We start from the raw sequence: 12,132 nt of genomic DNA, 5'->3' as shown, positions 1-12,132 counted from the left end.
GGATTCGATGCGCAGGATCGTCGCCGGCCTGATGACGCTGCTTCTCTCGACATCGGCTGCGCTGGCACAGGCCAGCCCGCCCGTGGAAGGCGCTCCCCCAACACGCCCGGCGCTGCAGATGGCGCCGGGAATGCTTGGTGGCTGATCGTCCTGGCCGTGGTGGCGGTTCTCGCCATCTGGTATTTCGCCAGAAAACGGAACCGGACTTAAACGTAGGGAAGAAGGGCGGCTGTTACCGCCCGTCCCGTTTCAGCGACCCTGAATCCGCCCCGCCCGTCTGAGCGCCGCCGGTGCCGACCGAGCCCGTGGAGGCAGCAGGACCGCCCGCGGGAAGCGTTCCGCCCGGTTGCAGCGGGGTCGAGAGACCCGAGGGAGCGCGCGGCGGATGGGCCGAGGAGAACCAGTTGTCGTCCGAGGGGCTTCCGCCCGCTGCCGGAGACGTTCCGCCTGCACCGTGCAGCAGCGCTTCGTCGCCCTGGGCCGCTCCCTGCTCGCCGCCCATCCTGCTCGCCGACGTTCCTGTGGTGGAAGCCGCACCGGTGGAAGCTGCACCTGCGGCCTTGTATGTCCGGGCCCCGGATGACGTCTGCCCCGTGGTGCCACGGTGGGAGCCTTCGAGGCTCCGGTCGATGACTCCGCTCTCGAGCGGGAATGGCGGCTCGGGACGCCGGCGTGCCACGTGCATCGGCCTGTTCTGCCGCGAGCCGGTATGGCCGGACCGGGTCATGGTCCACAGGAGCGCACCGGCCCCGATGGCGGCAACGCCTGCAAGCACGCCGAACACAGTGCCGGAGGGAAGGCCGTAGCGGCTCGGCATCATGGATTGCGGCATATGCCAGCGCTCCGCCTCGTAGGATGCGATCCGCTCGCGCTCGTAGGTGCGCTGGAGGCTCTTGAGTTCGCTCGGGGAGAGGACGCCGCGGGCGACGATCATCACGCCGTTTTCTTCGAGCGTGAAGGCGTGCCGGATGGAGCTGGTCAGGTCCTTGAAGTCCGCAGCCCAATCCTGGCTGTTCTTGTCGGGCCGGGCAGCGAGTTCATCGATCTGACGCAGGATATCGTCCTGTGATCTCTCGAGATCGGCCACGTAGCTGGCTGTGCGCTCGTGGCCTGACAAAGCCGGATAAAGCACGTTCTGCTGCGCTGCAATGTGCCGTTCCAGCTCGTCCTGGAGATCGGCGAAGAGCTCGGCGCGGCTGTTGGGCCCGGTGCCAGTGGCCCGGAGAACCTCGCGACAGAGCTCTTCGATATTCGCGTGGTCCGTCACCACCATTTGCCATAGGTCCATGGGAGGCCTCCTGTCTTGCCTTGATAAGCATGAACGGCCGGAGCGGAGGGCTGTTCCGCTGGCGATGGACTTTGGCCAAACCTAATCCGAAAGACCTCCCGGCTCTCAAAAAAGCCCCAAAGGTGACAAGCATTGCACAAAGTTGCTATGGACAAAAACCAGAGCTGGGCCTTGCGCATGGGAGGCGTAAGGGCTTGTCCGAAGCTTCAAAAAGCGTGAGAGATCGATGAACGCGCAAACCCTGCAAGCCGTTGAGGCCGTCGCCCCTGCCTCGGTGAACCTGCCGACTTACGACGACGTCGTCACGGCGGCGTGGCGCATCAACGGGGTGGCCCATCGAACGCCGGTTCTGACATCCCGCACCGCCGACGAGCGCACGGGCGGAAGGCTGTTCTTCAAGGCGGAGAACTTCCAGCGCGGCGGCGCGTTCAAGTTCCGCGGCGCCTACAACGCCATCGCACGGCTGTCTCCGGACGCGAGAAAGCGCGGCGTCGTGGCGTTCTCCTCCGGCAATCATGCCCAGGCCATCGCCTATGCCGGGCAGCTGCAGGAGGTGCCGACCGTCATCATCATGCCGCAGGATGCGCCGGCCATGAAGGTCGCGGCCACCAAGGGCTATGGCGGCGAGGTGGTGTTTTACGACCGCTACAAGGAAGATCGCGAGGCCATCGGGCGCAAGCTTTCGCAGGAGCGCGGCCTGACCCTCATCCCGCCTTACGACCATGAGGACGTGATCGCCGGCCAGGGCACGGCGACGAAGGAGCTGATCGAAGAGGTCGGCCCGCTCGACATGCTGCTCGTCTGCGTCGGCGGCGGCGGATTGCTCGCGGGCTCGGCGCTCTCCTCCAAGGCGCTCTCGCCCGATTGCTTAATTTACGGCGTCGAGCCGGAAGCCGGCAACGATGCGCAGCAATCGTTCCGCACGGGCTCCATCGTCAGGATCCCCGTGCCCGCCACCATCGCCGACGGCGCGCAGACGACCTATGTGGGCAACAAGACGTTTCCCATCATGCGCGCCCTCGTCGATGACATCCTCACCGTGTCGGACGCGCAGCTGGTGGACACCATGCGCTTCTTCGTCGAGCGCATGAAGATCGTGGTCGAGCCCACCGGATGCCTCGCGGCCGCGGCCGCCCTCCACGGCCTCGTGCCCTGCAGGGACAAGCGGGTCGGCATCATCATCAGCGGCGGCAACGTGGACCCGAGAGCGCTGGCGGGATTTCTGGCGGGGTAACCTTCGCGCGCCGGGGGTGACACACGACCACGTCATGGCCGGCCTCGTGCCGGCCATCCCGATGCTGTGAAGCGCCGCACCTCTGATATCGAGATCACCGGCACAAGGCCGGTGATGACGTGAAAAGTGCGTGGACGCCTCCAAACTTCTGCTTCACGGCCCAACGCGCACGACAACGGCGATCCCGTCGTGATCGCCGGTCGTGAGCTTGGGATCGCCGATCAGCGCGTTGCCGAGATCGACGAACCGGCTCACCTTGAAGTCGGTGCTGCGGTTGAGACGTTGGGTGAAATCGTCCCGCGCCCGGTTGAACGAGCCGTAACTGTGCGGCGGATCGCGAATCGGGTCGATTTCCTCACGGCTGAAGGCACCTGCGAAGAGATATCCTTGTCCGAATTGATGTGGCCCGAAGATGCGGCCGTGATTGTTGCTGACCTCGAAGATGTCGTTTGAGAAGGCATCGTCCCTGCCCTGGGGCAGTTGCGCATAAAGCTGTCCGCCGATGAAGCCCTGGTAGCCCGTCGAATGGCCGAAGCGGATGGGATAGCCGGCACGAGCAGCAGCAGCCAGCAGCCGTGCCTTTGCATCGTCGACGCTCGAGGCTCCCTCATCGACGATGATGACATTGATGGGCTCGCGCAGATTCCTGCCCTCGTAGATTTCGCCGAGCCAGTCAGAGGGCACACTCTGGGCCGTCAGCATCCATCTGCCGATGGCGGGCAGGCCTTCCGGCGTTGCGACATCGATATCGGGGCGCTGCTGCGGCCGTGCCTCAAAAGTCATTCCGCCTGTCAGGGCAACACAGACGACGACAAGCTTGATCAGGCTGTGTCCCATGGGTCTTCTCCCGATGCCGCTCTAGAGAGTGCATCAGGAGAGCACGATCCGGCTCCACAAGCCATGGCTTTTCAGGTGGGGGCCTTCACCGCGAGAACCGCATAGCGATGCTGCGTCGCGCGCTCGAGGCCTTTGAGCAGCGGCAGATTCTTCGCCTGCTGCCGATGGATCTGCGTGAGATCGCGATCGATGATCGTCTGCGCGAAACCGGCCTCGTGCAGCAGCGCCGCCACCTCCTGCGCCCGCGCGCCTTTGGAGAAGTAGACTCGGCGCAGGATACGCTCATGGGTCTCGCGCATGGCATTGGGCGCATGCGAGGCTCCGGCAAGTCCCGGCACTAGCTTCTCGACGAACCGGATCATGCGCTTGACGAGCGTCTCCGACACGAAGTCCCCGTCGACGATGAGAAGCCGCCCACCGGGCTTGAGCAGGGAGTGCCATTCCCGGAACGCGGCCTTGGGATCGACGAGCGTCCACACCAGATGGCGCGTGACGAGCACGTCGTAGCTCTCCGGCCTTTCCAGGGTGCGTTCCGCATCGCCCATGACGAACCGGATGTCGGCGCCGCGCTTGGCCGCCTTGGTTCGCGCCTGGTTCAACATCGCCTCAGACCAGTCGAGACCCGTGACGTCGAAGCCGACGCCGTGCAGCAGGTGCGAGATCACGCCGGTGCCGCTGGCGAGATCGAGCGCTCTGCGGCCCTCGCCGGGGCCGAGATGGCGCAGGACAAGATCACGCCACGCCTGCCGCTCCGCCTCCGAGAAGATCTCGTGCCCGACCTGTTCGTCGAAGGTCGGCGCACGTAAAGACCAATAGTCGCGGATCTCGTCCCGAAGAGTGTAGTTCGAGTTCATCGAGGGCCCATGAATGCAGGTTGTTTCGGCGCTCCTCTAGGCATAAATCCGGAGGACGTCAAATTGTAATGACTATAAACTGTAGAATAGAACGATTTTAAACTGGAGTTTTCACTTTTTAATTAAAGTAATTCTAAAAGATATTGCTTGCCTGACACTTGGCCCGGACATAGGAAAAGCCCGCTTTCCCTTGATACGAGGCGCGTCATGCAACTCTCCAAACTGGCTCTCGGTGCCGCTGTGGCGCTGGTCGGGCTCCTGCCCGTTTCCTCCCATGCCGCCGACAAGATCAAGGTGACCGACATCACCGGCCGTCAGGTCGAGGTCAAAGCCCCGGTCGAGAAGGTAATCCTCGGCGAAGGCCGCCAGATGTACTTCGTGGCGACCCTCGACACGGACCAGCCGTTCAAGCGCGTGGTGGGCTGGCGCGACGATCTGCAGAAGGCGGATCTCGACGGCTACAAGGATTATCTCGCCAAGTATCCGCAGATCGACAAGATCCCGACCTTCGGCGGCTTCAAGGAAGGCACCTTCGATGTGGAGCAGGCCGTCTCCCTCGAGCCCGACGTGATCCTCCTCAACATCGAGGCGAAGACGGCGACCGACGACGCCAAGCTCATCGAGAAGCTCGCCAAGATCGACATCCCGGTCGTCTTCGTCGACTTCCGCGAGAAGCCGTTCGAGAACACCGATCCGAGCATGCGTCTCATCGGCAAGCTGTTCGGCAAGGAGGCGCGCGCGGAGGAGTTCATCGCATTTCGTAAACAGCAGATCGACCTCGTGACCGAGCGCCTCGCCAAGGCCAACCCGACGAAGCCGGTGGTGATGGTGGAGCGCGCGGCCGGCTATTCCGACGATTGCTGCATGTCCTTCGGCAACGAGAACTTCGGCAAGTTCGTGGAAGTCGCGGGCGGGCAGAACCTCGCGGCCAAGATCATCCCCGGCACTTTCGGCGTGGTGAATCCGGAGCAGATCATCGCGGCCAATCCGGATCAGGTGATCATCACGGGTTCGAACTGGGAGCTCTACGTTCCCGGCGGCGCCTGGGTCGGCGTCGGCTCCGGCGCGGACAAGGCGAAGGCGCGCGACAAGCTCGCCGCACTGATGAAGCGTCCCGCCTATACCGGCGTGAAGGCCGTGCGCGACAATCAGGTCCACGCCGTCTGGCACCAGTTCTACAACAGCCCCTACCAGTTCATCGCCATCCAGGCGATGGCCAAGTGGCTGCACCCTGACCTGTTCAAGGACATCGACCCTGAGCAGACCATGAAGGCACTCTATGATCGCTTCCTGCCGGTTCCCTACAAGACCGGATACTGGGTGTCGCTCACCGACAAGGAATAGCCCCTTGGCTCACTCGCCCGCCATCGGCGTACTTAAGGGACGCGGGGCCTACCGCGTCCTCGTGCAGCGCAAGAAGCTCGTGCTTCTTGCACTGAGCCTTGTTCTGGCCCTTTCCGTGATCGCAGATCTCGGATTGGGACCGGCCCGCTACACCATGCGCGAAGTCGTGCTGGCGCTGATGGGTTCGCCCGATGTCTCGCTGCAGATCAGCGTGGTGATCTGGGAGATCCGCATGCCGGTCGCGCTCATGGCGGTCGTTGTGGGCGCAGCGCTCTCGGCGGCGGGCGCGCAGATGCAGACCATCCTCAACAACCCGCTCGCCAGCCCCTTCACGCTCGGCATCTCGGCGGCGGCGAGCTTCGGCGCTTCGATCGCGCTCGTCTTCGGTGTCGGCATCCTGCCCTGGGCCATCGATTACGTGGTGTCGATCAACGCGCTTTTGATGGCCATGGCAGCTGCGCTCTTCATCCATTTCATGAGCCAGAAGCGCGGCGTCACCGTCGAGACCATCGTGCTCCTCGGCATCACCCTCGTCTTCACCTTCAACGCGCTTCTCGCACTGGTGCAGTATCTCGCCTCCGAACAGGCGCTGTCCGCCGTGGTGTTCTGGACCATGGGCAGCCTGACGCGCGCCACATGGCCGAAGCTTGCCATCACCACGATCGTTGTCGCGGTCTCGCTTCCGCTCTTCATGCGTCGCGCCTGGGCGCTCACGGCTCTTCGCCTCGGCGAAGACAAGGCGGCAAGCTTCGGCGTCAACGTACGCTGGCTGCGCCTCGAGACGATGATGATCATCAGCCTGCTGGCCGCCGTACCCGTGGCCTTCGTGGGTACCATCGGCTTCATTGGTCTCGTCGGTCCGCATATCGCGCGCATGCTGGTGGGCGAGGATCAGCGCTATTTCCTGCCGGCCTCCGTTCTGTCGGGTGCTGCGATCCTGTCGCTCACCTCGGTCGTCAGCAAATCCATCGTGCCCGGAACGATCTTTCCCATCGGCATCATCACGGCACTCGTGGGCGTGCCGTTCCTCTTCAGTCTGATCATGTCCAGCCGGAGGCGCTCATGGTAGCGACCCTGCAACTGACCGATGTCGGCGTTCGCTACGGCAAGCAGGAGGTCCTCTCCGGCGTCACCACGCCGTTGCTGAAGGGCGGCGAGGTCACTGCCGTGATCGGGCCCAACGCCGCCGGCAAGTCGAGCCTGTTCCGACGCATCGCCGGCCTGCTCGACGGTCCCGGCGTCATCCGCATCGACGATACGGCGCATAAGGCAAGCTCGAGCCATGTCTGCTACATGCCGCAGGACACCTCCGTGAACACGGTGCTGACCGTCTACGAGTCGATCCTGCTCGCCCGCAAGCAGGGTGCTGCCCGCAAGGTCACCGACGAGGATCTCGAGGAGGTCGACCGCGTCCTCTACAGCCTTCAGATCGAGCCTATTTCCTTCAAGGGCCTGCACGAACTCAGCGGCGGGCAGCGTCAGCTGGTCTCGCTCGCCCAGGTGCTGGTGCGTACCCCGAAGATCCTGCTTCTCGACGAGCCGACAAGCGCCCTCGATCTGCACCGGCAGGTGGAGGTGCTGGCCCTGATCCGCTCGCTCGCGAAGGACCGCGAAATCTGTGTCGTCCTCGCCATTCACGACCTCAACCAGGTTCTGCGCGTAGCGGACCGGGTGATGGTGATCGATGCCGGCACCATGGTGACCTGCGGTCCGGTGGACACGGTGATCACCTCTACCCTGCTCCAAAACATCTACAAGGTGGAAGGCCGCATCGAGCAATGCTCCCGCCTCTGTCCTCATGTGATTATCGACGGCCCTCTCGAGCGGGCGTGAGCGGCAACAGGGCCTAGGCTTACGAGGTTTTAAGACCCACCGACTTGCTCCCTCTTCTGCCGAGTCTTTCAAGAGGTGGGAGCGTCAATGCCGTCCGACATCATCTGCCATACCAAGGGAAGACCTATTCGACAGGTTGATCGTCGACCGCGCCCTCTTCAATGACAAGAGAGAGGGCCATCCGCAGCATGACCTTCCCCGCTTCATCCCTCACGTTGACCACGAAGGTTCGGTGATTGTCGTCAGGAAGAGCATCCTTCGCCATCTCGGGCAAGCATTTCTGTGCCTCGGTTTTGGCAACCTCCAGGCTTTCCAGTTCCAAACCCACATCATCGGGAATGAGTTTTTCCCCATCATAAGTGTCGAAGAAGAAGCGCGGCATTGAACTCCCCGGGCGAAAAGCTGTGGCTGTCAATGGTTGCGCGCAGCCTTTGTTCACTCCATCCGATCATAGACCTGAATATGACCTATGCCCATGACATCACTGCCATCTCCGAGCCACCCGGCTACCCACTCGGGACCTTGGCGACTGAGCGGCGGCATCAGGTGGGGAGATTACGGCGCCTGATGAGGCTTATAGGCCAGGATCTCCAGGCGCTGGATCTCGGGAGGGTCGACGAACAGATCGGGAGCCTGTTGGATCAAGGTCACGGCAACCTGACCCGCCAGATGAGCATTCCGGGCGTCCTCGTCGGGAAAAGCATCGAAGATTGCAAAGGTATTGTGGTCGAAGCGAACCGCGTACCAGGTGGTCGTACCGGGCTCCTCCTGCGCGAGGGATAACAGCGAGCGCAGAAACTCCGCCGCCTCCTCCTCTTTGTCCGCCCTAGCCTCGAGAGCCACATACAGAGCGAGTTTGGCCATGCCACGATCCTTTTCCGGCCCCTTTGAGACGGCTGGCAAGAATATGGAGCGCGTGCAGGCAACGCCTAGGTCGGTCCATCATCGACCTTCTCCCTCTCCGGTAGGGCAGCAGGCTAAAGCTCTCTTCACCGATTCGACCATGCCGTCTGCATGACATGCTCCCGCGGCACCGCTGCCATCTCCAAACGCACGGGCCAAAGCCGCCGGGCATAATGTTTACCCTACGGCAGATTTCCGCTGGTCATTATCGACTTTAGTCGTATGATCATCGCTGCAAGCTGTGTCGTGCCCATGATGGGCAACCGGAGCACAGCATTATGAACTGCAATGGGGCTCATGATGAGCAATTACAACGGGCATGACCGCCCTTATCCCAATTGGTTTCCTTATGCCGTCAGCGGCACTCTGATAGCCGTTGCGGTCCTCCTGAAGGCTCAAGGAATTCTTTAAAGGCTCGACGGGATAGGCAAGGCTGCGATGAAGGCTTGTGCTCGCTGCCGACTGCGGCCTATCGCTTCCTGGAAGCGGCCGCCTGGGTCGCTTTGAGGGTCGTTTCGACCTTGTCGAGCTTGTCCTCGATTTTATCGAGTTTCGTCAGGATCTGGTAGAGGAGGTCCGGGACGACCCGGGCATGATCAACGTTCTCACGGGATGCCTTCGCAACGGCCTGCGTCGCCTCGATCAGCTCGCGCATTTCCGTCCGGCTTGCGGTCACGACGTCGTTTGTCGGCGCAGGGCCGGTTTGGCCCACGGCTTGACTCGTCAAGCCGATGATCAGAAGCGAAGCGATTGCCACATAGCGCATTGTCGGGCTCCAGGAGAACGTGAGTAGAGATCTCAAGATGTCGTCAGCAAAGCAAAGACTTTCTTGATGGAATACAGTGATCTCTGTTGAAAGCGGCGAACTCCGGGCTCAACCAGCCCTTCCCTATGCGCCACCATCGTTGCCGAGAGCATCAGCCGAACCGTCATGACCTCTTGTTTAGCGAATCGTACGGAAAAGAGGATCCGGTTTCCCGCGAGGGACGATGCGCCGTTTATGGGATTGAGCATCATTTCGCTCGCCATCGGCAACATGAGTGAGGACGTATCCTCATCAAAGGCCCATATGCCGGGCCGAAAGGAGATGCTTTTGCTGTCGCGACTTTACCCCAGGCTTGCAGCCGCTCTTGTCGCCTCTGCCTTCACCCTGTCGCACGCGTTCGCCGCAGGTCCCGATCGGGACGCCAGGGTACGGCAGGCCGTCGACGACGCGATGAAGCCGGTCATCGAGCAATATGGAATTCCCGGCCTAGCCGTTGCGGTGACAATTGATGGACAACGCCATTTCATCGAGTATGGCCTGGCCTCGAAGGAATCCCGGGCTCCTGTCACGCGCGATACGCTCTTCGAGCTGGGATCGATCAGCAAGACGTTTACTGCAACCTTGGCGGCCTATGCCGAGGTCGAGGGCAAGCTGTCGCTGAACGATAGCGTCAGCCAACACATGTCCGAGCTGAAGGGCAGCGCCCTCGACAAGGTGCGGCTCCTGGATCTCGCGACGCATACCGCCGGCGGCTTCCCGCTACAGCTGCCCGGAAACGTGAAGGATCAAGAGCAGCTCATCGCCTATTATCGCGCGTGGAAGCCCAAATACGCTCCGGGGACGTATCGCAGCTATGCCAATCCGAGCATCGGGCTTCTCAGCACGGTCGCCGCACGAACCATGGGCGCAAGTTTCAAGGCCCTTGCGGAACGCCGATTGTTTTCTGAACTCGGGATGCAGCGAACCTATATCGATGTTCCCGCGGCCGAGATGAAATCATACGCCTGGGGCTACAGCCGCGACGACAAGCCCATCCGCGTCTCTCAAGCCCTGCTCGCGGACGAAGCCTATGGCGTGAAGTCGAACGCCGTCGACATGATCCGCTTCCTCGAGGTGAACATGGGCATCGGCTCGGTGTCGGAGAAACTCGCCCAAGCCGTCCGTGCAACACACAAAGGCTACTTCCGCTCGGGCGAACTGATCCAGGATCTCATCTGGGAGCAATATCCCTATCCGGTTGCGCTGGACAAATTCATTGCCGGCAACACGATGAACCAGAAGGCGCATCCTGCAACTGCGATCGATCCGCCCATGGCGCCGCGTGGAAACGTGATCATCAACAAGACCGGATCGACCCTCGGATTCGGAGCCTATGCGGCTTTCATTCCGGACAAGAAGGTCGGCATCGTCATTCTGGCGAACAAGGGGTATCCCAATGACGCCCGCGTGAAGGCGGCCCATCAAGTGCTTTCGCGCCTGACGGAATAGAACTCACGATGAGATTTCGTTCGACAATGGCGTATCCCATCTCACCCAGCGCCGCCCAATGCCGCGGCGCCCTTCGGGCCTCTCGCCCTCGGCAATACGAGAGTATTGGACCGAAGGTCCGCATGATCCGCTAGCACTCGGTCTTCTGTTTCGTCGTGGTGTCGCCGAACTCGTCCGTCTTCTGTTTTGTCGTTGTTGAGCATCCGGTGCTGCCGGTCGTCCCCACATCCCGGTGCTCGATGATCACGTTCTTCTGATCCGGGCCGGACACGGCGCCACCGGCCACCCCACCGATGCCCGCTCCGACAGCTGCACCGACAGGCCCGCCCACGACGGCCCCCGCCGTGCCGCCGGCAATCGCGCCTGCCGCCGCACCACCCTCCTCCGCACATACCAGAGTCGGAACCGCGACCAGCACCGCAGCAACCGCAAACTTGAGATTAGAGGCACGCATGGCTCGTTCTCCAAATTTTCAAAGGACGCCTTGATAACGGCGAAGGCGGCCTCCCGTTTCAGCGTGGCGGCATTCTCAAACCTCGGCCAGGACCCGACGTCTGCCTCGGGGACGTGGCAGCGACCATTCGGTACGATCCCCCGGAAGGAGCAGCCTCGATTAAGACGGCGTTAATCGGAAAAGGCGGAGACTCATCTGTCATCTGGGGGAACCAGAATGCTTTCCGCTTCTCGATCCAGGGCTACGGTCCTTGTTGTCGAAGATGATGCGATTACCCGCGAGCTCCTGGCTCAGCTTCTGCAGACGAGCGGGTTCGAGGTGATGGCCTCACCCAACGGAGAGCGCGCGTTGCTGATCTTGTGCCAGCAAGGAGACGAGATCGACTGGCTCGTGAGCAAGGTGAACCTGCCAGGGCTCGTCTGTGGCTGGATCCTGAAAGACGAGTACCAGAGCCATCATCCCGATCGGCCGGTGCTGCTGATCGCGGCCCTCGACCCGGCCGAGATCCCATCTGCACACGCGGTCTTTGTCCCGCCGGCATCTCCGGTCAGAGTTCTCGAGGTCCTGCAGGCTCTGAGGAGTCCGGAAGCGGCTCAAGTTCTCCCATTTCCCAGCTCGAAGGCCGCCTGATCCGTTTCACTCGCAGCCGCAGCCAAACTCTCGGCCTGCTGGTCGACGACCTTGCCGTGTTGCCGTGGCGATCACACGAGCATTAACGATCTTGTCACGCCCGTCCGGCATACAGGCGGGATGACCTATTCCCGCGACACCAAAGCCATTTCAGAATTCACCGGCGAGCCCGTCAGCACTTGGTCCGAGGAATGGAGGATCGAGACGGAGGCCCGCGCCGTCCTCAAGATGTCCAAGCAGGAGCGGGACGTCTTCTTCAACGGCCGGAAGGACGAGAACGGACGAAGCATCGACCGCGGGGTGATCGGCATTCGCGGGTTGAAGGCGGCTGAGGAGATCAAGGCGATGATGGAGCGGCTGCAGGAGGCCCGCAGCAGGCCCAAATAACGGACCCCATTCCCAAACACTCCCCATGCTAGCAATAAACAGAAATCATAGCCATATATAGAAAAGGGCCGCGCCCAGTCTTTAAACGACTGTGTTCGCGACCCTTCGAACCGT

General features: G+C 62.0%; 16 protein-coding genes. 8 read left to right on the top strand and 8 right to left on the bottom strand.

The genetic code is table 11. The features are described 5' to 3' along the window. The first annotated feature begins 7 nt into the window (after positions 1 to 7). Positions 8 to 145, top strand: a complete 138-nt coding sequence (locus ACD578_RS01380; protein WP_404290205.1) for a hypothetical protein — start codon at positions 8 to 10, stop codon at positions 143 to 145. A gap of 87 nt (positions 146 to 232) precedes the next feature. Here ACD578_RS01380 and ACD578_RS01375 read toward each other — a convergent pair whose 3' ends face one another. Further along, entirely contained in the window at positions 233 to 1,288 is a 1,056-nt protein-coding gene (locus ACD578_RS01375) for a hemerythrin domain-containing protein (protein WP_404290203.1), read from the bottom strand. Between the two features lie 226 nt (positions 1,289 to 1,514). Here ACD578_RS01375 and ACD578_RS01370 point away from each other — a divergent pair, with 226 nt between their 5' ends. After that, positions 1,515 to 2,522 (top strand): threo-3-hydroxy-L-aspartate ammonia-lyase, encoded by a 1,008-nt coding sequence (locus tag ACD578_RS01370; protein ID WP_404290201.1) that lies wholly within the window; start codon positions 1,515 to 1,517, stop codon positions 2,520 to 2,522. 153 nt (positions 2,523 to 2,675) lie between these two features. Here ACD578_RS01370 and ACD578_RS01365 read toward each other — a convergent pair whose 3' ends face one another. Together ACD578_RS01365 and ACD578_RS01360 are read right to left on the bottom strand one after the other, a co-directional pair. Then, positions 2,676 to 3,359: a hypothetical protein gene (locus ACD578_RS01365; protein WP_404290199.1), complete on the bottom strand. Its 684-nt coding sequence runs from the start codon at positions 3,357 to 3,359 to the stop codon at positions 2,676 to 2,678. A gap of 71 nt (positions 3,360 to 3,430) precedes the next feature. Next, a complete protein-coding gene (locus ACD578_RS01360) occupies positions 3,431 to 4,213 on the bottom strand; it encodes a class I SAM-dependent methyltransferase (protein ID WP_404290197.1) in 783 nt (260 codons plus the stop codon). A 207-nt stretch (positions 4,214 to 4,420) separates the two neighbouring features. On the opposite strand from ACD578_RS01360, the gene ACD578_RS01355 reads away from it, so the two are divergent. From ACD578_RS01355 to ACD578_RS01345, 3 genes are read left to right on the top strand one after another with little or no spacing between them, the layout of a single operon-like run. Further along, complete coding sequence (locus ACD578_RS01355; RefSeq protein ID WP_404290195.1) at positions 4,421 to 5,557, top strand: ABC transporter substrate-binding protein; 1,137 nt, start codon at positions 4,421 to 4,423, stop codon at positions 5,555 to 5,557. Between the two features lie 4 nt (positions 5,558 to 5,561). Further along, positions 5,562 to 6,626 (top strand): FecCD family ABC transporter permease, encoded by a 1,065-nt coding sequence (locus ACD578_RS01350; protein ID WP_404290193.1) that lies wholly within the window; start codon positions 5,562 to 5,564, stop codon positions 6,624 to 6,626. Next, entirely contained in the window at positions 6,620 to 7,390 is a 771-nt protein-coding gene (locus ACD578_RS01345; protein ID WP_404290191.1) for an ABC transporter ATP-binding protein, read from the top strand. The genes ACD578_RS01350 and ACD578_RS01345 overlap by 7 nt, the downstream gene beginning before the upstream one ends. Before the next feature lie 124 nt (positions 7,391 to 7,514). On the opposite strand, the gene ACD578_RS01340 is transcribed toward ACD578_RS01345, so the two are convergent. The 4 genes from ACD578_RS01340 to ACD578_RS01325 form a co-directional block, all read right to left on the bottom strand. Further along, complete coding sequence (locus ACD578_RS01340) at positions 7,515 to 7,772, bottom strand: DUF6894 family protein (protein WP_404290189.1); 258 nt, start codon at positions 7,770 to 7,772, stop codon at positions 7,515 to 7,517. A gap of 173 nt (positions 7,773 to 7,945) precedes the next feature. Continuing rightward, positions 7,946 to 8,254, bottom strand: coding sequence for a putative quinol monooxygenase (locus tag ACD578_RS01335; RefSeq protein WP_404290187.1), 309 nt, complete (start codon positions 8,252 to 8,254; stop codon positions 7,946 to 7,948). 508 nt (positions 8,255 to 8,762) lie between these two features. After that, positions 8,763 to 9,059, bottom strand: coding sequence for a hypothetical protein (locus ACD578_RS01330; RefSeq protein ID WP_404290185.1), 297 nt, complete (start codon positions 9,057 to 9,059; stop codon positions 8,763 to 8,765). Between the two features lie 32 nt (positions 9,060 to 9,091). Then, the gene (locus tag ACD578_RS01325) at positions 9,092 to 9,331 is read right to left on the bottom strand and encodes a hypothetical protein (RefSeq protein ID WP_404290183.1); all 240 of its coding nucleotides are present in this window, start codon (positions 9,329 to 9,331) and stop codon (positions 9,092 to 9,094) included. A 49-nt stretch (positions 9,332 to 9,380) separates the two neighbouring features. Between ACD578_RS01325 and ampC the strand changes: the two genes are divergently transcribed. Further along, on the top strand, positions 9,381 to 10,547 hold the full coding sequence (ampC, locus tag ACD578_RS01320; protein ID WP_404290181.1) for a class C beta-lactamase: 1,167 nt from the start codon (positions 9,381 to 9,383) through the stop codon (positions 10,545 to 10,547). 130 nt (positions 10,548 to 10,677) lie between these two features. On the opposite strand, the gene ACD578_RS01315 is transcribed toward ampC, so the two are convergent. Next, positions 10,678 to 11,001, bottom strand: a complete 324-nt coding sequence (locus ACD578_RS01315; RefSeq protein WP_404290179.1) for a hypothetical protein — start codon at positions 10,999 to 11,001, stop codon at positions 10,678 to 10,680. A 216-nt stretch (positions 11,002 to 11,217) separates the two neighbouring features. On the opposite strand from ACD578_RS01315, the gene ACD578_RS01310 reads away from it, so the two are divergent. Beyond that, positions 11,218 to 11,631: a response regulator gene (locus tag ACD578_RS01310; RefSeq protein WP_404290177.1), complete on the top strand. Its 414-nt coding sequence runs from the start codon at positions 11,218 to 11,220 to the stop codon at positions 11,629 to 11,631. 120 nt (positions 11,632 to 11,751) lie between these two features. After that, positions 11,752 to 12,018 carry a hypothetical protein gene (locus ACD578_RS01305; RefSeq protein ID WP_404290175.1) on the top strand — a complete coding sequence of 89 codons (267 nt, stop codon included), beginning with the start codon at positions 11,752 to 11,754 and terminating at the stop codon, positions 12,016 to 12,018. Positions 12,019 to 12,132 lie beyond the last annotated feature (114 nt).

This window comes from Microvirga sp. RSM25 (assembly GCF_044784385.1).
Lineage (GTDB): Bacteria > Pseudomonadota > Alphaproteobacteria > Rhizobiales > Beijerinckiaceae > Microvirga > Microvirga tunisiensis.
Note: the sequence above shows the minus strand (reverse complement) of the source record. Positions and strands in the feature narration are given on the sequence as shown.